The following is a 21,890-nucleotide window of genomic DNA, read 5'->3' as shown; positions in this document are numbered from 1 at the left end:
CCAGTAGAGTGCGGCCAGTGGTGTTGTCGAACCGGTCGTCGCGGGCCAGATCAGTTCTGCGACAGATCAATTTTCCGATCAGTTCTGTCGTGAGCGAAAATGACAAGGCAGATGTTTCGTCGTCGCCGATATTCCTTGAAAATGGTCGTTGCCGGCGCGAGCCCGGCGGGCGATCGATCTGTCGACCGACCACCCGCCAGTTAGCCGCACATACCGGGGGAACGCGGTCTGCGGCTTGTTCAAATGAGAGCAATCATGCGCTCCAGATTTACCATTGCCCGCACACCGTCCCTGATATCCGGGGCGTTCGACGGGCCTCCTTTCAACGCATTTGCGACGTCTGCGATGAGCGCGTTGTAGCCTTTGTGGTCCTCGTTTGCGGCGGCGGTGAAATTTGGTGTCCAGGACAGGGTGTCCGCGCCAACTAGCAATGTTGCTGCAGGGTCTTCTGCCTTGAAGGGCGGATCGCGATAGCAGGCCACATTGATGATGTTGTCCACTTCGAGACGAACATGGTCACCCATGATCTGGATAAATTCCATCGGTGTGCCGCGTGATTGAACAGTTCCCATAATGACTGTCCCGATGACCCCGTTTCCGCATTCAAAATTGAGATGGAAGAGAAGGTGGCCGGGCTTGGGCTCATTCTTGCGAAGTGCCATGTCGGTAAAGTCCGAACCGGCAAACCAGGGAATCAGGTCCATGTAGTGGACACAGTGATGGAGATAGAAGCCTGAAAAATCGACTTCACCGGCAAAATAGGTTGGGGCGGTCATGTAGGTTCCCGAGACACCCAGAACATCTCCAAAATCACCGCTTTTCAAATAGTTGCCGGCAATTCTGTTGCCGGTCGAATACCGTTTCATGAACCCGAGCAGAACAGGTTTTCCATATTTGTCGGATGCCGAAGCAATTTCCGCCGTGTCGCCCGCATTTTTTGCAGGCGGCTTTTCCAGGAAAACTGGAAGGCCCTGCTTCAGAGCTTCGATTGAGGCAACATGGTGAAGGTCCGGCCCCACCGCCATGCCGATGGCATCAAGTCCCTTGTGAGCAATCAGGTCGCGATAGTCGGCATAGACTTCGTCTGCGCCATACTGCCAGGCAGCACGTGCAGCTGCTTCCGTATTGATGTCGCACACCGCTGCAACTCTGAGGTCGTTGCGTCCGAGTTGCGGCATGAGCATCTGTGTGGCATGGCGACCGCATCCGATCCATCCGATATTCAACGTCATTGGTTCGATCCCGCCATGGCCAGACAGGACCTGATGAGGGCAAGCCCCGTCCTGAGTTTTTCAGTTTCGTCTTCCCGCGGTGCGCGCCAATGGGCAATCGGCAGACCGACCCTGTCGTCGTCGCGGCGGAATGGTTCCAGCGAAATCGGGCCGTCATATCCGGTGTCCACGAGTGCTCGCATGATGGCCGGCCAGTCCAGATGTCCGGTTCCCGGAAAGCCACGATGATTTTCGTTGGCCTGAAAATGTACGATCCGAGATCCTGCGGCGTGGATGGCACCTGTGATGGAGCGTTCTTCCATGTTCATGTGAAATGTGTCCAGAACAATGCCAAGGCCGGGTGAGGACACCGCGTCCACGACCTCGATGGCCTGAGACGTTGTGGAGACGATATCGGTTTCGAACCTGTTCAGGGCTTCCAGCGCAAGGACGCAGCCCGCCTTTGCTGCGAAAGAAGACACATTCGCAAGCCCTTCCTTTGTGCGATCCGATCGCGCTCTTATTTGCTCTGCACTCCAGGGGGCCGGAGCACGTCCGGCAAAGACCAGAGGTTCGCCGTAGAGCGGGCCGCCAATAACCCTTGCTCCAAGCTGCACCGCCACATCAACGCAGCGTTTCAGATATTCGATCCCACCCTTGCGGCAGGTGGCATCTTCGCTTGCGATGGATCGTTGAAGGTTGACACGGGCTGCAAGCACGACGTCAATTCCGGCGTCGTCCAGCGCCTGCCGTGTCTCTGTCAAGTCAAGGTTGTCTCCGGGTTCGGGAACCAGCAGTTCGACAAAGTCGAATCCAAGATCACGAATGGACTGGAAGAGGCCGAGATTTTCGCGCGTGAACGGACGCACGAATTGCATGGAAATTATACCGACCGGATTTTTCACTTTGAGGCCCTGTGTGTTGTCATCCCTTGACCGCTCCTTGAGTAAGGCCGCTGATCAGGCGTTTTTGAACGATAAGGAATAGTATCGTGGCGGGCAGGGCGCCGATGATGCCGCCTGACGTCAGAAGACCCCACTCGACTTCGTATTCGCCGATAAGGGTCTGAATCGCGACTGTGATGGGTCTCACGTTCCGCCCGCCCAGAGTGAGGGCGTAAAGATACTCGTTCCATGCGGTGATGAAGATATAGATACCTGTTGCGATGATGCCCGGTGTGCAAAGTGGCAGCACGACTCGCCACAAGGCTCCGAGGCGACTGCAGCCGTCTGTCATCGCTGCTTCGTCCAGGCTTCTGGGAATACCGTTCATGTAGCTGGTCATCATCCAGACTGAAAACGGAATGGCTACCGTGGCATTGGCTATGATGAGGGCCAGATGCGTATCCAGGATGCCGAGGACCCGCATCATCACGAAAAGTGGCAGGATCAGAAGCACGACAGGAAACATGTTGATGATGAGGAATTGAAGCAGAAGATACCGCTTGCCGCGGAATGAAAAGCGCGAAAAGGAATAAGCGGCGGTGACCGAAAGGGTGAGGCCAACCACGACAGTTCCCGCTGCGATAATGAAGGAATGGACCAGATTTGTGAGGAAGCCGACCGTAGCGAACAACCGGACGTAGTTTTCAATTGTCGCTCCGACCAGGCTCGGCCCTTCCGTGAATAATCGGTCTTCCGATGTCAGCGAGGTCAGAAGCATCCACAGATAAGGGCCAAGGGTGAAAGTCAGAATTGCCAGCATCGGCAGATCGACGGTTAGCAGGCGCTTCACAAGGGATTTTCGGCCGACCATCAATCGATCCCCCGTCCTGCACGGCGCAGATAAACGACAACAAGTCCAAGCAGCATTAGAGTGAAAAGGACGGCCAGCGAAGATCCGTAACCGAAGTCGAGATTGGTTCGCGCCTTGATGAAGGCATAAAGAGGCAACGTGTACGTGGCATAACCTGGACCTCCTCCGGTCATCACGAAAATGACGTCAATCGAGTTGGCGACCCAGATTGTCCGTAGCAGTACGGCAGTGATCAGAACACCGGAAATGCCCGGCAAGGTTATGTGCCAGAATTGTCGAAGTGTGCTGGCGCCATCCAGCGACGCCGCCTCGTAATAGCTTTTTGGGATGGACTGGAGCCCTGCAAGTATCATGACCGCGAAGAAGGGAAAACCCTGCCAGGTAAGCGTCAGTATGATCGCATAAAGCGCGGTATCGGGATCGGCAAGCCAGGGAACGGAGGCCTTGATCAGTCCCAGCCTGAGCATGAATTCGTTCAGGATCCCGTAATTGGCGTCATATATCCAGACCCACATGAGCGCGATGACGACGCTGGGCAGTGCCCAGGGAATGATGACGAGCGCTCTGGCCAACGGACGCCAGGGAAATTCCTGATTGAGCAGCAAAGCTGTCGCGAGTCCAAGCAGGAGCTGGGCCGGGATGGTCAGTGCGATCCAGATGACGGTATGTTTCAGAGAAATCCAGAACACTTCGTCACCAAGGGCCGTGGCGAAGTTCTTGAGGCCGACAAACGTGAAATCCTTGGGTTTCCAAAGAATGTAGTCGTGCAGGCTCATCCAGGCAGCCTGGATCATCGGAAAGAAGACGATGGCGAGGGTAACCAGAACGGCAGGCGAAAGAAGTGCGTAGGGGAGCACTTTTCTGGCCAGGGCTGCCCGGCCCATCGGTTCGTTCATCGTGAGCATGTCTATCTGTCCGTCCGGAGCCGATGATGTGAGCGTGGCGTGCAATTTCGGGTTGGCGCATCCGGCGGTGTTTCCGAAGGCAGGTAAGAAATGCGGTCCATGAATTTCCCGTTGACGTGATCACCTTGAAGCGGGGTGTTCGGCTCCGAACCGAACACCCCGCCACAGCAAGCTCACGGATTGTAAAGTTTGTTGATTTCGGCGTTCATCTGCTCCGCGGTAATTTCTCCCGTCAGGGCACGTTGCATGTTCACCGGCCAGACCGTGTTTACGAAATCGGATGTTTCAGGCGTGTTCGGCAAGAGATTTGCGAATGGCAGGGAGCCGACGGTTGCATCGACAAAACGCTTTTCATGCAAGGTCCAGTTTTCGGAATCCGATTTGGTAACGGGAAGCTGTCCGGTCGCCATGTTGAATTCCTTGTTGTTGCCTTCGCTTGACAGAAACGAGATCCATTTCCAGGCAGCGTCCTTGTTTTGTGCCGACGAGAATATGGCGGTTGATTCATCGCCAAACGCCGTCCAGTGGCCACCACCGCACTCGGGAACCGGCGCAGCGGAAACGGCGTCGCCGAGAGCTTCGACCATGCCATTGGAAGATCCGATATGGTGAATGGTCATTGCCGTCTTGCCGGCCTTGAAAGCGCCTGTGACTTCCTTGAAGCCGTCATTGGGCGCCGATGGCGGGAAAACCTTGTCTTTCTGGAACAGATCAACCACCCACTGGGAACCTGCGACACCGGCCTCGCTCCCGAGGCTGTCCTTGGAAAAGTCGACACCGCTGCGGGACAGAACCAGGCTTCCCCAGTGATCGTGGCCACCTTTGCCTCCCCGGAAACCAAAGCCGTAAACGTCGGTTTGACCATCGCCGTCAGTATCGCGTGTCAACTTGATTGCCGCATCACGGAAGTCGTCACATGTCTTGGGAACTTCCAGGCCCAGTTCCTCGAACATGTCCTGCCGGTAGTACAGGTATAGAACCACGTACTGAACCGGCAGATAATAGGAGTTGCCGTCAGAAGCCTGTGCAAGGTTCAGGAGATTGTCCTGCAAGTCGGCTTTCCCTTCCCAGGCATCGATCCTGTCGCCGATCGGCTCCAGCGCGCCCATTTCAACAAGGCGGGGTTGGGCAAACATCTTCACCATTGCCGCATCGGGTGCATTGCCTGCAACAATCGACGTGTAGAGATTGTCGTAATAACTGTTCCAGGGAATGTTCTCGGCTTCAATCTTGATGCCCGGATTTTCTGCTTCGAATTTGGCGACAAGTTCGGACATCGGATTGTCGGCGTTGTCGAAATGATACCAGAACCTGACGGTTTCATCCGCCTGGGCGGCAGCGGTTCCGGCCAGCAGGCCGAGGGCCAGTGCGACCGATACGAGTTTGGGCATGACTTCCTCCTCTTGAATTTGTTTGTTTTCAGTTACCTGTTAGTTCGCGAAAAGCCCTCCCGGCTTCCGTGGCAGCCAATCGTGCTTCGGGTAATTCGAGGCTCATTTGCATGAACCCATGGACGACGCCCGGATAAAGGATGTAGGGGTCCGTGCGGCCAAGGCTGCGTAGCCGCCGGACGAGATTTTCCGTATCTGAGCGAAGGGGATCGATCGCTGCCGCATTCAAAAAAAGCGGCGGAAGAGCAAGAAGCTGTGCGTCGCTTGCCTGCATTGGTGAAACCAGTGGAGTACTGCGTAGGTCCGTTTTGGCAACGTACCAGTCCCAGTAACGTTTCATTTTCTCTCGGGTCAGGCCCGGGCCGTCCCTTTGGTCGCAATAGGAGACGGTCTGAAAATTCGCATCGTAGACACCGTAAAATAGCAGCGCTGCGTCAGGAAGTGTCTTGCCATCAGTCTGCAGCGAGAGCAGCAGGGACAAGGCGAGGTTGGCTCCGGCGCTGTCGCCTGCAACAGCCGAAGGCCGCCCGCAATCGCGAAGCTTGTCGTGTCCGCCAAGAATTGCTTCCCAGACCGTCAAGCAGTCTTTCAGCCCGTCCGGATAGGGTGCTTCGGGCGCCAGCCGGTAGTCGAATGTCAGAACATGAGCCCCTGATTCAAGCCCCAGGAGACGGGCTGCTCTTTCGTGCGTATCGCGGCTGCACAATGCCCAGCCCCCACCATGAATGAACATAATCAGCCCGTTTGCATTTGACGGGCTGAGCAATCTGCATTCGATCGTGTGACCTTCGGAAGCCGGAACGGCAAAATCGGTTGAAGTCATCTCCGGCAGGTCTGTATTCCAGCGCTGGTTGGTCTGCTCGGCCAGCGCGCGCCCCTCGACCGGCGAAAGCTGCGTTGGGTCACCCAGACCGGCGTCTTCCATGGCCAGTTTTTCCAGTAGCCACTGCATGCGCTCGGACGGTATGAGGTCAGAGGGAGTTGGCTCTGGCAAAGTCATTGGCCGGGCTCTGGTTTTTCCGCGTCGCCGGTCAGGATGCTGGGACCGAAATCAACGATTGTCGTGATGTGGTGGGACAATGCCTGGACAGCGTTTGTCTCATCTCCCGCAGCCAGGGCATCCAAAATGGCAACATGGCGCTCGGCAGTTTCCAAAAGCCCGCGGTTAGGCTCTGAATTCAGGATCTTGAAACGATGATTGTGGATCAGGCAGCGGCGCAGGATTGGACGCACGGTCGGCATGTCGGCGGCGCTGTAGAGGTTCAAATGAAAGTTCCGGTCGTGCAGTGACAACTGGTATTCGTCATCATTCTTGGCCGCCGCCCGCATTCCGTCGAGATCGGCCTCCAGTTCCTTTCGCAGGAACGGGCCAAAGCGGCTCAGCACCCGTCTGACGCCTCTGCATTCAATGTCATGCCGGATCAGGATAAGCTCGCGTGCATCTTCAATTCGGCTGTCCGCGACGAAAGTGCCGCGATGATGCAGGCGTTCGACCAGACCATCGGTCTGAAGGAACATGAGAGCTTCGCGCACAGTACTTTGGCTGCATTCGAAACGGTTGGCGAGTTCCAGTTCCAGGATGGTCGTGCCGGGGGGGAGCTGCCCCAGCATGATTTCCTTTTGCAGGCTTTCAAAGATGACGTGGCTGCGCTTTGCGCTTCTGCGCATCTGCTGTCTGGCCCTGCCCATCTTGCTACTGCCCTGATCGTCGAAGCTTTCAGCCGCCATATCTCGTTTGATCTCTTGTGTATCGATAACGTTATCGATAATGTACCGATAATGTGATGCCGGTCAAGCCTGTGCGGCAAGTGGAGTGTGAGCGACCCCGGTGGAATGCCAAATGCGCCAGGGTCGCGAGACATGGCACAAGGCAGTGGCAGCAGGCGTGCTGAGAGTATTTGGAGGTGGACTTGGCCGAAATTCAACTTCAGGGGATTGTTAAGAAATATGGTGCGTTCTGCGCTGTGAAAGGGGTTGACCTTGAAGTCGAGGACGGAGAGTTCGTGGCATTTGTCGGTCCGTCAGGATGCGGCAAGAGCACACTCCTTCGCATGATTGCCGGTCTTGAGGAAATTACCGGAGGGCATCTCAAGATCGCCGGTAAGGTGGTGAATGATCTCGAGCCACGAGCGCGGGATATCGCGATGGTGTTCCAGGACTATGCGCTTTATCCGCACATGTCGGTTGCCGAAAACATCGGCTTTGGATTGAAGATGCGCGGAATGACGGCGGACGAACGGCAGTCACAAGTGGCACAGGCGGCCGACATCTTGCAGATCACCCAACTCCTGCACCGCAAACCCGGCCAGTTGTCCGGCGGACAGCGTCAGCGCGTTGCGATGGGACGGGCAATCGTACGCCGGCCCAAGGTGTTCCTGTTTGACGAGCCCCTGTCGAATCTGGACGCCAAGTTGCGCGTGGACATGCGCACGCAGATCAAGCGTCTGCACGGTCTCCTCAAGACGACAACAATTTATGTCACCCATGACCAGGTCGAAGCGATGACGCTGGCGGACAGGGTGGTTATTCTCAAGGATGGTGAAGTGGTACAACAAGGGGCACCGGTCGACGTCTACACATCTCCGAAAACGCGATTTGTCGGGGAGTTTATCGGGTCGCCCAAGATGAACGTTCTGGATGGTACTTGCAGCACCGGGGAGGCCGGGGCGGCAATCAGGATCGGAGGCGTTCCGATTTCGTTGCCTGGGAAAAGATTTCCGGCGGAGGGAAAAATTCTTGTCGGCGTCAGGCCCGAGCACCTGACGCCTTGCGACGCGGGTGAAGCAATGTTTCAGACAACAATCGACGTTCTGGAACCGCTTGGGTCCGACACAATGGCAATCTGCATGCTGGATGGACAGGAATTGACCGCCCGTCTTGCTCCCGATCCTGCCTTGCGTCCGGGCAGCGTACTTCATTTGAAGGTAAGCCCGCAGGATGTTCATCTGTTCGATGCTGAGACGCACCTGCGGCTTTGACGCTGGAAGGCTGAAGCAGTCGGTTCACCGCATTCAGGGTCAACTTTCAAGCGGCACGCCTCATCAGACACAAGCAAGCGCGCAAACCGTTTTATTTCTTTGTGAAACCAAGGTTCGCACCTTTCAGGTTAGGTACTTGAAAGGCCAGCTGGACATGTTCCTGTCAACGCACCTGGTAGCAATTTCAGTTGTAGTAGAAAACTTCTTCCATCATGGACCACTGCTCACCGTCCGCGCGTGATGCCAGGGGTTCCTGGCAGGGGTCGGTCAGCGTCCACCATCTCTGCGTTTCCGGGTCTTGCGCCATTCGTGCCATGTCAGCCGAAAAGTCCTCACCATGGTACTCGAGGTAGCCAAACAGAACGTTTTCCGGCTCGCGCAGAAAAATTGAATAATTGCGGATGTTGCTGCGGGAAATCTGCGCGAGAACACTTGGCCAGACGTCTGCGTGCAGTCGCTTGTATTCCTCAATCTTTTCAGCTCGAATGCCAACCATCATCCCGATACGTTGCATTTTCAATCCTTCATGTTCTGACAATCCATCCTTTGCATCATATGCGGCTAGGACGTCACACAGACGTTGTGACCTGGGTCCGAAAGGCGGCCAATCGCTTCCCAGTCCCAATCAATACCCAGGCCAGGCTCATCGGAAGGGATAGCGAAACCGTTCTTCACGTTCATCGGTTTGCGCGTCACGTCGTCGAGTTGAGGGATGTATTCCAGTGTAGGAGCGTTGGGTACCGCACAAACAAGCGCAACATGCAGTTCCATCAAAAAGTGCGGGCAAACAGGGACGTTGAATGCCTCAGCCATGTGGGCAATCTTGAGCCATGGCGTAATTCCGCCAACCCGTGCCACATCGGCCTGCACGATGTGGCAGGCTCCTCTTTCAAGGTAATCCTTGAATTGGCTCAGACTGTACATGCTTTCACCCACGGCAATCGGAACGCGTGAGCGTTGTGCGAGGACCTGATGCGCACCGATGTCATCCGCGCGCATTGGTTCTTCAAACCAGTCGATGCCGACATCTGCCAACATGTCCGCACGCCGGATCGCCTCCGCGAGATCAAATGACTGGTTCGCATCAACCTTCACGCGGAATGCGTCGCCAACGGCTTCCTTCACAGCTGCAAGCCTGCTGCGATCTTCGGCGATCGTGGGTTTTCCTATTTTTATTTTGGCACCGGTGAAGCCTGCGTCCTTCATCGCGACCGCATCGGCAACAAGCGCTTCTTGCGGAAGCTGCAACCAGCCTCCTTCGGTCGTGTAGAGCGGGACCGATTGCTTGACGCCACCAGCCAGGCGCCAAAGTGGCAGGTTGGCGCGACGGCAACGCAAATCCCAAAGGGCAGTGTCAATGCAGGCAAGCGAAAGGGATGTGATCGGGCCAACTGACGTTGCGTGGGTGGAAAACAGCAGATCTTGCCAGATGCCTCCGATTTCTTCTGCTTCTCGCCCCATCAATTTCGGCAGCAACGTTTCTCGCAAGAGGCTGATGATCGCCGGTCCACCTGACCCGATGGTATAGCTGTACCCGGTTCCGACGTTGCCGTCTGCATCGGTCAACCGGAGAATGGGCGTTTCCTGACTCACGAAGGCCTGGATAGCATCGGTGCGTTCGACCTTGGGCTTGAGGTCAACCATAGTCAATTCCGCCCGCTTGATCACTGCCATGCGCTGCTTCCTTCTCTTCGCCTCAGGTCAGATGCATCGACGTGGCCACGGCAACAAGAAGCAGCACGGACAGTCCCTTGAGCCGATTGATGAAGGCACAATGGCGCGATGATCCCAAACATCTGTCTCGGACATTGACTTGGCCATGATCTGACCGCATGGGAATAGCGGCATCCAGCTGTCCGGTGTGCGTGATGGAGCGCGACAGGAGCAATGTGCAAGACGCCGGTTGCCGGAGGTTGCAGCGCTCGCAGGGTCTTGCATGACTGCGCATCACGGTTCACGCTTTCAGTTCCTCGCATCAGGTTCCAGCCGATAAGCTTCTATTGCGTTGCTGAACGAAATGTCCGCCTGCTGATCAGCGGGAAGGTTCGTGATCAAGTCCTGTGCCGTGTCCATAATTCTTCGGTATGGCGCAGCAAGAAGGCAGACGGGCCAATCCGAACCGAGCATGCATCGTTGCGGTCCGAATGACTTTATGATGTGGTTTGCATAGGGTCTCAGATCATCGATGGTCCATGCATTCCAGTCTGCCTCGGTCGCCATACCTGACAGTTTGACCCAACAAGTCGGTGATGCTTTTGCAAGGTCTTCGATGTGATCTGCCCAAGGCTGCCAGCCACACTTCGCGATTTCCGGTTTGGCTATGTGATCCAGCACCCAATGCATGTCCGGCAGGTTCCGTACTGCACCGATGGCTGCCGGTAACTCACGTGGACGCAGTAACAGGTCATAGGCAAGTTCTTGGGCATGAATGGCGGACAGTCCGCGTTGAACGTCCTCCCGCAACAGCCAGTTCTCGTCTTCCTCATCGTGAACCTGATGACGAATGCCAACGAGATAGGTTCCACCCTTTCCCGATTTCAAGGTCGTGATCTGTTCGAAAACATCGGGTGAGCTCAAATCGACCCAAGCCACGACCCCGAGGATCAGGTCTGTATCCGCTGCAACTGCCAGAAATTCCTGGGATTCTTCGAAACTGCTCCGGGTCTGCACCAGAATGGTGCCTGTCACGCCAGCCGGACCGGTTACCGCGAGCAGGTCGTCCGTGTCGAACCGACGACGGATGGCATCAAGTTCTGCCGTCATCCAGGGATAGTCCGTTTTTGCTGTATCCCAGAGATGATGATGCGTGTCGATGAGACGGTTCATTCGGCAGCCTCCTCTGTGGAACCATGAATATGATGCATGATGCGCTCGCTGACTGCGTCGTAATTGCGATCATTCACGATTTCGCCACGCAACTCGAACTCATCCATGACGAGAATTAGGTCGGCGACCGTGACCATTTCAGGCATGTCGCTCGTGATAAGCAATATTGAAGTGCCTGCGTCGGAAAGCTCCCGGATCAATTCGTGGACGTAGGCTTTTGTCTTGATATCAACACCAACAGTTGGTTCGTCCACGATCAGGATTTTGACGTTTGCAGCCAACCATTTGGCGACACTGACCTTTTGCTGATTTCCACCTGAGAGATTGCCGACTATCTGTCGCAATGACGGCGTTCGCACTTCAAGCTTCTTAAGTACGGGATCGACAGCGCTCTCAACCTTTCCATCCGTCACGAGCCCGATCGCATTCATCAATCGTTTCCAGACGGTGATACCGGCATTTTCCAGGATCGAATGGATCAGGATCAATCCTTCTCCTTTGCGATCTTCACTGACATATCCGATACTGTAGTTGTGAAGAGCGTCAGCTACAGAGCTTATCGAGGCTTTCTCGCCATTGATCAGGATATCGCCGGACGTAACCTTGCCGGCCCCGATCAGTGCTTTGGCAAGTTCTGTCCGTCCTGAGCCGACAAGACCGTAAAGGCCCAGAACTTCCCCCTTGCGAAGCTGGAAACTTATGTTGCGATGTCCATCCTGGGTCGCAACATTCTGGACATCGAGCGCTACATTGTGGCCGGAGTTGTCACGTTGGCTCCATTGCGGAATCTGCTCGCTTCTCCCGATCATGAGGCGAACGATATCTTGTCGGTCCAGTCCCGTCAGGGATCGGCTTTCGCAGGCGTTGTGACCGTCGCGCAAGACTGTTACCCGGTCACAGATTTCCTGGACTTCCTCAAGCTTGTGGCTGACGAATACAAGGCTCGCACCATCCTGCCGCAACCGGTTCAGGATACCGAACAATGTCTCCGTTTCGTGCTGGGTCAGTGACGCTGTCGGTTCGTCGAGCAAGAGAATACGGGTGTCCAGTGACAATGCCTTTGCAATTTCGACCAACTGCATTCTGGCTACGTTGAGCTTGTCAACCTGTGTCTCGGGCCTGGCATCGATTTCCAGGAGGTCGAGCCACTTCTGGGCTTCAGCATACAAGTTTGGGTAGTCGATTTTCTTGAATGGCGTGGTGCTCAGCCGTTCCAGGAATATGTTTTCGGCAATGGAGAACTGCGGGATCAGGTTCCGTTCCTGGTGGACGACACCAACCCCGCTTGAAATTGCGTCGCGTGGTGTATGGGGTGAAAACGGTTTCCCGTCGAGCGACATCAACCCGCCGTCAGGTCTATGCACGCCGGTCATGATCTTGATCAGTGTGGATTTGCCGGCCCCGTTTTCACCAAGAAGCGCATGAATTGATCCTGGCGACAACGATAAGCCCACCTTGTCGAGAGCGAGCACGCCCGGAAAGACTTTCGTGACGTCGGTGGCTTCGAATACAGGGTTGCTCATGACGCACCAGCAGCAGCCTTGCGCTGCTCCCTGACTTCACGGATACGGTTCACACTGACTGCCCAGAGGATCAAGCCACCCAGGACGACCTGCACCAGGAACGGGTCGATGTTGAACAGCACCAGAACCTGGGTGATGATTGCCACGATGGCGACACCGCAACAGGTGCCACCGACGCTCACGCGGCCGCCGGTCAGGATCGCGCCACCGATTATCGGTGCGGCAAAGCTCAGGATCAGCCAATCGTCACCGATACTTGGCTGTCCCAGTTGTAGCCGGGCAACCAGCATTATACCTGCCAACGCAGCAAGAAGACCTGATACCGAGTGAGCAAAGACAACAATCCAGGGCACCGAGATGCCTGACAACTCCGCCGCATGGGTGTTGCCACCCACTGCGAGCACCGAACGCCCGAGTGGCAGTCGGAACAACAGGTACCATAGTGCGATTGCGGACAGCGCAAATGGAACGACAAGCCAGGGGATCGGTCCAACCATTGTTGCATTGCCAAGCCATTTGACGACTTCCGGAACATCATAAAATGGCTGCGCTTCGGTAATGCCGAGATTTATGCCCTTGAAAACAGACAAGGTTGCCAGCGTGATGACAAAGGCCGAAATACCCGTATAGGCACAGAGCAATCCGTTCGTCAGTCCTGCGAACAGGCCTATTCCGAGCGACAAGACTGCGGCGAGGGGCCAGGGCAGTCCCCATATTTCCATCATTCCGGCAAACGAAATCGCGGCAAGTCCACCGATTGCTCCGACCGAAAGATTCATTTGGCCGATCGCGATGATGACCATCTGGGAAAAGGCCACCAGCGCGTTGACCGAGATGGCGAGCAAAAGGATCTGAATGTTGAACGGCGACAGGAACGAGGGCTTCAGTGCACCGACAATTACAATCGCCAACAAGGTGACAATGAAGGGGCCGAACCAGTCCTGCTTCAAAAACTCTCGCTTCATACCAGCTTGTTCCTCGACAGATAAGAGCGACGGGCAAGATCAAGAAGAACTGCCAGGAGCAGCAAAAGACCGAGATAGGTTTGCATCCAAAAGGCGCCCACCTGCATCAGCAGCAGTCCGCTGGTCAGCATTGTCACGAGAAAACCGCCGAGAAGTGTCCCGAGAACCGAAACTCTTCCTCCGGTCAAAAGGGTTCCCCCGAGCACAGGGGCCAGGAATGCAGGCAAAAGCCAGTCCTGGCCAAGTTGACCCGCCATGGAAGGAATTGCCGCGCCGGTTCGCGAAACCAGCATGAAACCGGCAACGCCGGCAAGAACACCCGACAGGCCGTGGCACCAGACGATCATCCTGTCGACATGGATCCCCGACAATTCAGCCGCAGCTGGACTTGCGCCGGCTGCAAGGATTTGCCGGCCGAGCGAACTATAGACGAACAGCACCCAGAGCAAGATGCCGATACCGATCGTAACCAGCAGCATCGGCGGGATGACACCCCAGAGCTTCATCCGGCCAAATGCGGTAAAGGCGGGAGAAATCTCGCGATACGATTCTGCCTGGGTCAGAAAGATCATGACACCGAACATGATGCTCATGGTTGCGAGCGTTATGACAAAGCTGTGCAGGCCGCTTCGAACGATCAGCACACCATTGACTGCACCGAGGAGCCCGCCAATTGCCAGCCCGCCCATCAAGGCAGGAAGCCAGTGCAGGCCAACTGCCTGCATCAACCAGCCGCCTGCCATGGCCGCGCACACGCCAATCGCCCCTACAGCGAGGTTCAGACCGCCGGTGACAATAACGATCATCATCGAGAAGCCGATCATGATATTGACAGCCGATGTCCTGCCCAGAGCGTAAAGGCTGAACTTCGAAAGAAACATCGGGGAAACGGTTGAGAAGATGATCGCAAAGACAACGATGAGGACGATCAGCCCGAATTCATTGCTCAAGAGGAAGCGTTGGATCGGGTCGAAACGGCGTCCCTGTTTGGGTATGGCCGAGGACCCGGTCTTATTTTCGTTTTCGATCTGGGACATTGTCGACTACCGATTGCCGTGCAGGAAAGATGGAGGAGCGGGGTCGCTCCTCCAAGACAGCTGTCAGCCGCAATTCAGGTAGGTGTCTTCGAAACCATCAAAGATCTCTTTGGTGATGTTCTGCATCGAACTGACGTAGTTGTCGACCGCATCAGCACCTGCAAATACGGTTCCGCTGTCGATAAACTTGTCGGTCAACGCGATCGACTTGAACGGCGCATCATCCTTCACAGTGCAGCCGGAACGCAGGCGATCGGCTGCGTAGGAACCCAGATAGCCCTGGCCGTATGGATTCTGAAGCATTGTTCCATGGACATAGCCGTCCTTGATGGCGCCCAGGACAACCTCATCATGGTCGATGCCCACCATCTTGATGCGCTTGTCACCAATCTTTCGCAGCGCGTTTGATGCGACGACCGCAGGAACCCAGGCAGTCGTGATGATACCGTCAACGTCATCTGCATGTGCCGCAAGATAGGCATTGATCTTTTCTTCTGCAGGCTCGGGTGCATCGATATCTGCGATCACCTGGACCACTTCGGCTCCTCCTTCGGAGGCAGCTTTTTCGACAGCGTCAATCCTCAGCTGTGTGTTGGGGTCGACCAGAAAACCTGTGAAATGAGCGATTTTCGCGCCCTTGGGAAGAACCTTCAAAAGTTCCTGTGTCCCCAGATAAGCTGAATTGCCGGTATCCGTTCCCATGCAGAAAACGGCTTGGGAGGGATCTTTCAGACATCCCGCCAGTGCCATAACCGGGGCACCTGTCGCAGCAAGCTCATCGGCAATCGCGACTGTACCAACCGGGTCACCTGGAAAGACGAGGAAAGCATTATAACCCTGGGTTACGAGGCTTTCGAGCATCTGGTTCTGCAGGCTCAATTCCCACTTTTGCGGAACCTTGTAGTCTGCAGCTCCCAGTCCAAAATCCTTGGCAGCGTCTTTTCCTGCCAGCTCCCAGGCAGCAAAGTACGGATGCGGGCCGCCAGGAACCAACGCGACCCGTGTGCTGGAATCTGCCATTGCCGCGGTCGTTCCTAACACCAGTCCCGCAACGGCGGCGCACATGGTTGATAGCTTCTTGATGTCGGTCATTATCCTAAACTTCCTCCCGGTTTCGAGTTTTCAAGCTTTCAATACGCCTTTTTCTTACTTGTATGGTAATATACAATTATGTGGTCGGCAAGCGGAGTTGTAAGGAAACATCAACGCGTGGAAACGCACCGCTGAGCGGTTCGTCTTTCTTTCCGTTGCCGCCTGAATGAAAGTCAGTGCAGCTGCCTGTCAGCAGGAAAGCGGCGGTATCCATGCCGTCGAGGGGAAACTTGATCGCAACGGGTTGGGACGCTCGGCCGGCGAGCCAAGTGAAAGGTTCCAGCCGCCTCTGACTGATCCCGGTTCAATGGTCGGTGCGATCCGTTGCTGAGTTCATATGTTCGGCAACCAAGGACGGGTTGATGCGCAAATCAGCGATGCGCGATACAAGGCGATCAGGATATTCCTTGAAACATAGTTTGCCGACCTCAGAGGAGCCATGGCGTTGCCTTTTGAAAGCGCGTTGCAGTAGAGCCGGCAACTCATTCCCAGTATGATTCAAGCAGGCGAGGGGGCATCATCGATGTGTCGTCTTGCGCGACGCGCGGGTGGCGTGCAGGCCGGTATGGCTTTCAGTCTTTCCCGGGCGGCGACGATCGGATTGGCTGTTAGCATTGTGCTTGAATTGGGTACGGGAAGTAAGACGACCGATGCGAGGGCCCGGCCTTTGCCCATTCAGACGTGACGCGCAGAGCCTTCAATTCGCCGGGCGACCTGGGCGATCAATCGGTCTCAATATCGCCAAAACGCCAGTGTGATTCAGACGAAGTGCCGAGCGCGATCACTTGTCTCACGTCCGGTCTTGTGAGGTTATTAAAATCTAAGTTATTGAAAAAAAAGAAAATCGTGATCAAGCCATTGTCACAGCTCGAAATATTCCGGGTGTTCTTTCGCTGCATCGGCAATCAGGTGATTGGCACGGCGCAAATGTAATGTCATGGCCGCCAGCGCCTCGGCTTCGTTGCGATTGCAAATTGCTTCTGCAATTCTTCGATGCTGCTCCAGGATCGTTGATGTTTCGCGCTGTGACCTGATCGCGTATCTGAACCTGTCCATGTGCATTTTGACACGTTGCACTTCAGGCCAGATTTCCGCTACCCCGCAATGAACAGCAATGGCCTCGTGAAAGGCTTCATCGGATTCGAAAAACGAGTTTTCGTCAGCAAGCTCCGAGTGGACTGTTTGCAGCTTTAGCTCGCGGTCAAGCGCCATGCAAAGTTCGCTATTGTCCTCAAGCTCGATGGCCCTGCGTACCAGCGCCAGTTCGAACGCTTCCCGCATGAATTGCGACTTGCGAAACTCCGCATCCCGCATCGGTGCCACGATTGTTCCACGCTGTGGCACGATGTCGAGAAACCCCAGGCTTTCCAGGCGAAGAAATGCTTCACGGACGGGCGTTCTGCTAACACCAAGTTCCTTCGACAGCTGTACTTCGGATAATTTTTCGCGTGGCTTGATCTCAAGCCGGAGGATCATCGCGAGGATTGCATCATAGACACGATCCGTCATGGACTGCCCGACGATCCGCTGTTTTAGGTTCTCAGAAGTGTTCATTTGGTCCGCTTTGCATCAGCGTCGCCATTGACGGCTTAGTCTGTCGTTGAATTTAATATACTAATATACAGGCTTGCTGCTGCAAAGGAAACAGAGTGACATCAGGGCGTGCAAAAATGATCGATTTACCTGGTCCGAAAGGCGCGCGCGCTCACCTTTGAACAATTTGCATGTCTCCTGAAAGGCGGCCGGGTTCCTTGCCTGGCAGATCGAGACACGTTTTGCTGCTGTCTTGCCAGTTCCGGGTACCGTGACGACTTTTCGCTGAAGTGGATCCTCGCATCCCGTATGACGCGCAAGATCCGGCCGGCCAATGGAAAAAACACGTCGCCACGACGCGTTTCACGCTTGATCGGACTTAAGCGAACCAGCTCCTCCAAATCAAAATACAAATGGACCGGAAGCGAACAAAACCTTGTTGGTCAAGATGAAACAGTGGCATGAGACAGATCGCCCCATCCTCGACAAATGGGCAAACTACGGTCGAGTGGCAGAACCACACGTTCACCGGTGCGATCGGCGAGGTATATGGCCGTTGCCAGTTCAACCGCAGCCAGCCCATCAGACAAATTCACCACGGGGCTGGGCCTGCCGTCCAGATTATCGGCTATCGCCTCGAAATAGCCGGCAAAACCTTCCCGGCATTGGCTTGTCGCCCGCACAACGTTGTCGATTTCATTCTGTCGATCGGCGTCACGCGCGGTAAATGTCCAGTTGGCCTCACCGGGTGCATATGGCTCCTGCTTGCTTTCCGCAGTCGCATGCTGAAACACCATTTTAAGCCGTGAGGTATTATCAGCGGCACCAAGTGTGACCGAGGAGGTAACGAGCGCGCCGGTTTCCATGCGCATTGCAATTGCCGCGCAGTCTTCTGTTTCAATTGCGTTGATGGATGTGTTGAGAAGTGCGGAAACATTGGCAGCGCGACCGAACTGGGTCGAGATCAAATCGTGGATATGGATGGCATGACTTAACACTGCCCCACCCAATTCATGAGCCAAGGTTCCACGCCAGGGCGTAGCGTAGTAGTCGGCTTTTCGGTTCCAGTGAGTTTCCAGAGAGGCGACACGCGGTGCACCGAGCAGGCCGGCATCCTTCAATGCCTGGAGCTGGTGAAACGCGCGACCGTTACGGTATTGAAACACCGGAAAGATCTTCCTTTCCGCCTTGTGTTCCGCTTCACATAGGCGATCGGCATCCGCAACTGATCCGGCAAGAGGTTTTTCAACGACGACATGCTTTCCTGCTGCCAGGGCGTCCATTGCGATGGGGACATGCAGGCGAGGAGGCAAGCAGATGTCCACGATATCGATTTCCGGGTCACGGAGCACTTCAGAGATGGATGTCGAGAACTTCGCACCTGTTCGGCTGGCCTGTGCTTCGGCCAGTTCCCTGTTTAGATCGCAAACGGTCAGAACCTGGAAGCGGTCTGTCAGTTGAAGCAAGCCACTGATGTGCTGAACACCGATCCCGGCGCCGAGTACGGCGACCTGATAGGTCATTTCAGGGTTCCCAGGCGGGTGGCCTTTGCCTGCGCCTTCAAGGCCAGCTCCATCACCTTGAAGCAATGCGCCTGCGACATTGCGGTTTCCGAACGGGTGTTCACATCGTTGATGAGATTGGCGAAATACGGGAGGTCTTCTCCGGACGCATCGATGTATTCGTAGCGGTCCTTGTTGACGAGGAAAACATGATCCGTGCCGCTCCGCCCAGCGATATCAACATATTTGCGCAACTCGATCTGACCTTCCGTGCCTGAAATGACCAGGCGGCCATCCCCCCAGGTCGGCAGCGCATCAGGTGTATACCAGTCGACACGGATGTAGCCCTGCCGGTTGCCGGACCGAAGCAGGATCTCGCCGAAATCCTGCAAACCCGGGTCATCGGGATTGGCGAAGTTACCCACTGAAGACGTAATGATTTCAGCGTCCTGTGAGCCTGTGAAAAACAGAAACTGGTCAATCTGGTGAGATGCTATGTCGGTCAGAATCCCGCCATACATCCGATCGTCGAAGAACCAGTCCGGCCGTGTTGGCCGGTTGAGACGATGAGGACCGAGACCGACCGTCTGTATGATTTCCCCAATTGCACCGTCCCTGACGAGTTCGGCAGCTTTGCTGACAGCACGCACCTCGAAGCGTTCTGAAAAATCGATCGACCATATCCGGCCAGTTTCCGCGACACAGGCCTTGATGTCTTCGAGTTGCTCCAGGGTTGTGCAACCCGGCTTGTCCAGCATGACATCCTTGCCCGATCGCATCGCTTCCATGGCGCGGTCCGCCCGGCGCGCTGGAACATCGGCGATCAGGATCATGTCTATCTCGGGATCGTCCAGAAGCATGCGAAGATCCCCGACCCTTGGCACGTCAGGAAATCGTTTCAAAAAGCCTTCGACTGGCTGAGGCTCTCCTTCGGTCCACCAGCCCTTGCAGGTGCATCCCAGTTCCATCATGCCCGAGAGCTGGCCGAAGATATGGCGGTGGTCGATGCCCACCACCCCGAGTGTCAGGGGGGTCATAGTTTTGTCCTCAAGAATGATTGAGCGAGACGTAGGCGCGTTCGGCCGAAGATTTTTCCAAAGCCGCGATAAGGGCATGAACCTGCAATGCGTCGCGTCCGGTCACACGCGGTTTTTGCCCGGACTGTGCGGATTTGACGAAGTCGGCGATCAAATCGCGGTGCCATTCATGGGGAAACGCCATCGGGTCCGCACCGCCACCGGTCGTCGTTGTCTCACCGAATACGGAACGTTCGCCCGACCGCCAGTCTATGGTCAGGGTTCCTGACTTCAGGAGCACGCTTCCCTTGTCGCAATCGAGGCGGATTGATTCTGCTTCCCCGGGGAAGGCAGCTGTTGTTGCAAACAGGGACCCGACCGCACCAGATTCAAATTGCAGTCCTCCCGCCACAAAATCCTCTGCTTCCATCTCATGGAAAGATGTCGTTGCCGCGAGGGCCTGGACCGCCGCTACCGGACCGGTCAGTGACAGCATCAAGTCGAGCGTATGGATCGCCTGAGAGATAAGCACGCCGCCGCCGTCGCGCGCATAAGTGCCGCGTCCGGGCTCGTCATAGTATTTCTGATCGCGCCACCACGGCACGTCGACACGCACGGCACGGATTTCACCCAACGCTCTTGAGGCGAGCAGCCCCGCCAGCTTTTCGCTCGCCTGGCGAAATCGGTGCTGCAAAACAACACCCAGGTTGACGCCGTTGCTCTCGCAGATCCCGACAATTCGCCGAGCTGCCTCTTCGCTTCGCTCCAGGGGTTTCTCACACAGAACATGTTTGCCGTTGGTCGCGAACAGACGAACCAGGTCCTCGCGCGCATTGGGAGGCGTCAGGATGAGAGCGGCATCAACAGACGGATCGGCAGCCAGTCTCTCGGCACTCTCGGCAACGGCGAACCCGTGTTCACTGGCGAATGTCGTCCGCGTTCCTTCACTACGGGCGTAAATTCCCTTTACGTCAATGACATCTGCCAGCTCCTTGAGAGCACCTGCATGCGGTTTCGCCCCCATGCCGCAACCGATGACCGCCAGGCCGAACTTTTTCACGTCTGCACCCCGTTGGTGATGACCTTGCCGTTGGCATCGAACAGGTGCATCTGCGCCCTGTCGAAGCGCAGGTGAAGGGTTTCGCCGTTTTCGATCGGCAACTGTCCTGGTTGATGAATGGTGAGCTGCTCGATCCCGTCGACTTTGCAATAGAGGTAGGTCTCTCCACCAAGTTGCTCGGACAAAAAGACCTCGGCGATTGCATCACTGGAATTGGGGGCATCGGTGAGCAGTATATGTTCCGGCCGGATACCGTAGGTCACTGTATCTCCAGGCTTGATACCCTGAATTGGCGGCAGCGACACACGTGTGCCTTTTGCCACCAGCGCAATGCCTTCACCATCCTCCTCTGCGGTTGCCTGGACAAGGTTCATGCGCGGTGAACCGATAAAGCCGGCGACAAAGGCGTTTTGCGGATTGTTGTACAAATCGAGTGGCTTGCCGACCTGTTCCACGACACCGCCTTGCAAGACGACAATCTTGTCTGCAAGCGTCATTGCCTCGGTCTGATCGTGGGTGACATAGATCATCGTGCCGCCGATCTCGGCATGCAGCGCGGCCAGTTCCTTGCGCATTGTTACGCGCAGTTCGGCATCGAGGTTCGACAAGGGCTCATCAAACAGAAATGCCTTCGGGTCGCGTACGATTGCCCGTCCGATCGCGACCCTCTGACGCTGTCCGCCGGAAAGTGCCTTGGGGCGGCGGTCAAGATAGTCTGTGATCTGCAGCATTTCTGCGGCTTTGCGGACCTTGGTATCAATTTCGGCCTTTGGCATCTTCGAGTTTTCCAGCCCGAAAGCCATGTTCTTGTAGACCGTCATGTGCGGATAAAGTGCATAGGACTGGAACACCATTGCCAGACCGCGGTCCGAAGCTGGAATGGTGTTGACCACCGACCGATCAATCTCGACGGTCCCGCTGGTTATGTCTTCCAGTCCGGCGATGATACGCAAGAGCGTGGACTTGCCACATCCGGAAGGGCCTACAAAGACGACGAATTCGCCAGAGTTCACGGAAAGATCGATTCCGTGGATCACCTCGACAGTGCCATAGGACTTGCGCACAGCTTTCAAATCAATCTGAGTCATTCGCGATC

General features: G+C 55.8%; 20 protein-coding genes and 1 pseudogene. 2 read left to right on the top strand and 19 right to left on the bottom strand.

Going from position 1 to position 21,890, the window contains the following annotated elements:
• Positions 1-239 precede the first annotated feature (239 nt).
• The 7 genes from LA5095_RS20785 to LA5095_RS20755 all read right to left on the bottom strand — a co-directional run bounded on the left by LA5095_RS20785 (position 240) and on the right by LA5095_RS20755 (position 6,990).
• Positions 240-1,232 carry a Gfo/Idh/MocA family protein gene (locus tag LA5095_RS20785; protein WP_055118409.1) on the bottom strand — a complete coding sequence of 331 codons (993 nt, stop codon included), beginning with the start codon at positions 1,230-1,232 and terminating at the stop codon, positions 240-242.
• Positions 1,229-2,116, bottom strand: a complete 888-nt coding sequence (locus tag LA5095_RS20780) for a sugar phosphate isomerase/epimerase family protein (RefSeq protein WP_055118407.1) — start codon at positions 2,114-2,116, stop codon at positions 1,229-1,231. Before LA5095_RS20780 ends, LA5095_RS20785 begins: the two co-directional genes overlap by 4 nt.
• 19 nt (positions 2,117-2,135) lie before the next feature.
• Entirely contained in the window at positions 2,136-2,969 is an 834-nt protein-coding gene (locus LA5095_RS20775; protein ID WP_055118405.1) for a carbohydrate ABC transporter permease, read from the bottom strand.
• On the bottom strand, positions 2,966-3,871 hold the full coding sequence (locus tag LA5095_RS20770) for a carbohydrate ABC transporter permease (RefSeq protein ID WP_055118403.1): 906 nt from the start codon (positions 3,869-3,871) through the stop codon (positions 2,966-2,968). The genes LA5095_RS20775 and LA5095_RS20770 overlap by 4 nt, the downstream gene beginning before the upstream one ends.
• A 173-nt stretch (positions 3,872-4,044) precedes the next feature.
• On the bottom strand, positions 4,045-5,262 hold the full coding sequence (locus tag LA5095_RS20765) for an ABC transporter substrate-binding protein (RefSeq protein WP_055118401.1): 1,218 nt from the start codon (positions 5,260-5,262) through the stop codon (positions 4,045-4,047).
• A gap of 28 nt (positions 5,263-5,290) precedes the next feature.
• Complete coding sequence (locus LA5095_RS20760; protein WP_144436137.1) at positions 5,291-6,262, bottom strand: alpha/beta hydrolase; 972 nt, start codon at positions 6,260-6,262, stop codon at positions 5,291-5,293.
• A complete protein-coding gene (locus LA5095_RS20755) occupies positions 6,259-6,990 on the bottom strand; it encodes a GntR family transcriptional regulator (protein ID WP_082442832.1) in 732 nt (243 codons plus the stop codon). Before LA5095_RS20755 ends, LA5095_RS20760 begins: the two co-directional genes overlap by 4 nt.
• A gap of 182 nt (positions 6,991-7,172) precedes the next feature.
• Between LA5095_RS20755 and LA5095_RS20750 the strand changes: the two genes are divergently transcribed.
• Positions 7,173-8,240: an ABC transporter ATP-binding protein gene (locus LA5095_RS20750; RefSeq protein ID WP_055118988.1), complete on the top strand. Its 1,068-nt coding sequence runs from the start codon at positions 7,173-7,175 to the stop codon at positions 8,238-8,240.
• 184 nt (positions 8,241-8,424) lie between these two features.
• On the opposite strand, the gene LA5095_RS20745 is transcribed toward LA5095_RS20750, so the two are convergent.
• The 7 genes from LA5095_RS20745 to LA5095_RS20715 form a co-directional block, all read right to left on the bottom strand.
• The gene (locus LA5095_RS20745) at positions 8,425-8,754 is read right to left on the bottom strand and encodes an L-rhamnose mutarotase (protein ID WP_055118396.1); all 330 of its coding nucleotides are present in this window, start codon (positions 8,752-8,754) and stop codon (positions 8,425-8,427) included.
• Between the two features lie 47 nt (positions 8,755-8,801).
• The gene (locus tag LA5095_RS20740) at positions 8,802-9,914 is read right to left on the bottom strand and encodes a mandelate racemase/muconate lactonizing enzyme family protein (protein WP_055118394.1); all 1,113 of its coding nucleotides are present in this window, start codon (positions 9,912-9,914) and stop codon (positions 8,802-8,804) included.
• Positions 9,915-10,202: 288 nt separating this feature from the next.
• Positions 10,203-11,066, bottom strand: a complete 864-nt coding sequence (locus tag LA5095_RS20735; protein WP_055118392.1) for an amidohydrolase family protein — start codon at positions 11,064-11,066, stop codon at positions 10,203-10,205.
• Positions 11,063-12,589: a sugar ABC transporter ATP-binding protein gene (locus LA5095_RS20730; RefSeq protein ID WP_055118391.1), complete on the bottom strand. Its 1,527-nt coding sequence runs from the start codon at positions 12,587-12,589 to the stop codon at positions 11,063-11,065. The genes LA5095_RS20735 and LA5095_RS20730 overlap by 4 nt, the downstream gene beginning before the upstream one ends.
• Positions 12,586-13,554 (bottom strand): ABC transporter permease, encoded by a 969-nt coding sequence (locus LA5095_RS20725; protein WP_035898329.1) that lies wholly within the window; start codon positions 13,552-13,554, stop codon positions 12,586-12,588. The genes LA5095_RS20730 and LA5095_RS20725 overlap by 4 nt, the downstream gene beginning before the upstream one ends.
• Complete coding sequence (locus LA5095_RS20720) at positions 13,551-14,591, bottom strand: ABC transporter permease (RefSeq protein ID WP_082442833.1); 1,041 nt, start codon at positions 14,589-14,591, stop codon at positions 13,551-13,553. Before LA5095_RS20720 ends, LA5095_RS20725 begins: the two co-directional genes overlap by 4 nt.
• 63 nt (positions 14,592-14,654) lie before the next feature.
• Positions 14,655-15,683 (bottom strand): sugar ABC transporter substrate-binding protein, encoded by a 1,029-nt coding sequence (locus LA5095_RS20715; protein ID WP_055118389.1) that lies wholly within the window; start codon positions 15,681-15,683, stop codon positions 14,655-14,657.
• 156 nt (positions 15,684-15,839) lie between these two features.
• Here LA5095_RS20715 and LA5095_RS33535 point away from each other — a divergent pair.
• Positions 15,840-15,917, top strand: a pseudogene (locus LA5095_RS33535) (hypothetical protein); the annotation flags it as partial.
• A 627-nt stretch (positions 15,918-16,544) separates the two neighbouring features.
• On the opposite strand, the gene LA5095_RS20710 reads toward LA5095_RS33535, so the two are convergent.
• From LA5095_RS20710 to LA5095_RS20690, 5 genes are all read right to left on the bottom strand, one after another.
• Positions 16,545-17,237 (bottom strand): GntR family transcriptional regulator, encoded by a 693-nt coding sequence (locus tag LA5095_RS20710; RefSeq protein WP_035898330.1) that lies wholly within the window; start codon positions 17,235-17,237, stop codon positions 16,545-16,547.
• A gap of 422 nt (positions 17,238-17,659) precedes the next feature.
• Complete coding sequence (locus LA5095_RS20705) at positions 17,660-18,739, bottom strand: Gfo/Idh/MocA family protein (protein ID WP_055118387.1); 1,080 nt, start codon at positions 18,737-18,739, stop codon at positions 17,660-17,662.
• A complete protein-coding gene (locus LA5095_RS20700; RefSeq protein WP_055118385.1) occupies positions 18,736-19,755 on the bottom strand; it encodes a Gfo/Idh/MocA family protein in 1,020 nt (339 codons plus the stop codon). Before LA5095_RS20700 ends, LA5095_RS20705 begins: the two co-directional genes overlap by 4 nt.
• 10 nt (positions 19,756-19,765) lie before the next feature.
• Positions 19,766-20,794: a Gfo/Idh/MocA family protein gene (locus LA5095_RS20695; protein WP_235808859.1), complete on the bottom strand. Its 1,029-nt coding sequence runs from the start codon at positions 20,792-20,794 to the stop codon at positions 19,766-19,768.
• Positions 20,791-21,882, bottom strand: coding sequence for an ABC transporter ATP-binding protein (locus tag LA5095_RS20690; protein ID WP_055118382.1), 1,092 nt, complete (start codon positions 21,880-21,882; stop codon positions 20,791-20,793). The genes LA5095_RS20695 and LA5095_RS20690 overlap by 4 nt, the downstream gene beginning before the upstream one ends.
• Between the last annotated feature and the right edge of the window lie 8 nt (positions 21,883-21,890).

This window comes from Roseibium album, assembly GCF_001404515.1.
In the GTDB taxonomy this organism is placed as follows: domain Bacteria; phylum Pseudomonadota; class Alphaproteobacteria; order Rhizobiales; family Stappiaceae; genus Roseibium; species Roseibium album.
This window is presented reverse-complemented; position numbering and strand designations above follow the sequence as displayed.

Bases quoted from the DNA above. Each gene is read 5' to 3' on its own strand.
- LA5095_RS20720 (WP_082442833.1), bottom strand. From the start codon at position 14,591: ATGTCCCAGATCGAAAACGAAAATAAGACCGGGTCCTCGGCCATACCC.
- LA5095_RS20735 (WP_055118392.1), bottom strand. From the start codon at position 11,066: ATGAACCGTCTCATCGACACGCATCATCATCTCTGGGATACAGCAAAA.
- LA5095_RS20730 (WP_055118391.1), bottom strand. From the start codon at position 12,589: ATGAGCAACCCTGTATTCGAAGCCACCGACGTCACGAAAGTCTTTCCG.
- LA5095_RS20690 (WP_055118382.1), bottom strand. From the start codon at position 21,882: ATGACTCAGATTGATTTGAAAGCTGTGCGCAAGTCCTATGGCACTGTC.
- LA5095_RS20765 (WP_055118401.1), bottom strand. From the start codon at position 5,262: ATGCCCAAACTCGTATCGGTCGCACTGGCCCTCGGCCTGCTGGCCGGA.
- LA5095_RS20760 (WP_144436137.1), bottom strand. From the start codon at position 6,262: ATGACTTTGCCAGAGCCAACTCCCTCTGACCTCATACCGTCCGAGCGC.
- LA5095_RS20740 (WP_055118394.1), bottom strand. From the start codon at position 9,914: ATGGCAGTGATCAAGCGGGCGGAATTGACTATGGTTGACCTCAAGCCC.
- LA5095_RS20725 (WP_035898329.1), bottom strand. From the start codon at position 13,554: ATGAAGCGAGAGTTTTTGAAGCAGGACTGGTTCGGCCCCTTCATTGTC.
- LA5095_RS20770 (WP_055118403.1), bottom strand. From the start codon at position 3,871: ATGCTCACGATGAACGAACCGATGGGCCGGGCAGCCCTGGCCAGAAAA.
- LA5095_RS20755 (WP_082442832.1), bottom strand. From the start codon at position 6,990: ATGGCGGCTGAAAGCTTCGACGATCAGGGCAGTAGCAAGATGGGCAGG.
- LA5095_RS20745 (WP_055118396.1), bottom strand. From the start codon at position 8,754: ATGCAACGTATCGGGATGATGGTTGGCATTCGAGCTGAAAAGATTGAG.
- LA5095_RS20700 (WP_055118385.1), bottom strand. From the start codon at position 19,755: ATGACCCCCCTGACACTCGGGGTGGTGGGCATCGACCACCGCCATATC.
- LA5095_RS20715 (WP_055118389.1), bottom strand. From the start codon at position 15,683: ATGACCGACATCAAGAAGCTATCAACCATGTGCGCCGCCGTTGCGGGA.
- LA5095_RS20705 (WP_055118387.1), bottom strand. From the start codon at position 18,739: ATGACCTATCAGGTCGCCGTACTCGGCGCCGGGATCGGTGTTCAGCAC.
- LA5095_RS20710 (WP_035898330.1), bottom strand. From the start codon at position 17,237: ATGAACACTTCTGAGAACCTAAAACAGCGGATCGTCGGGCAGTCCATG.
- LA5095_RS20785 (WP_055118409.1), bottom strand. From the start codon at position 1,232: ATGACGTTGAATATCGGATGGATCGGATGCGGTCGCCATGCCACACAG.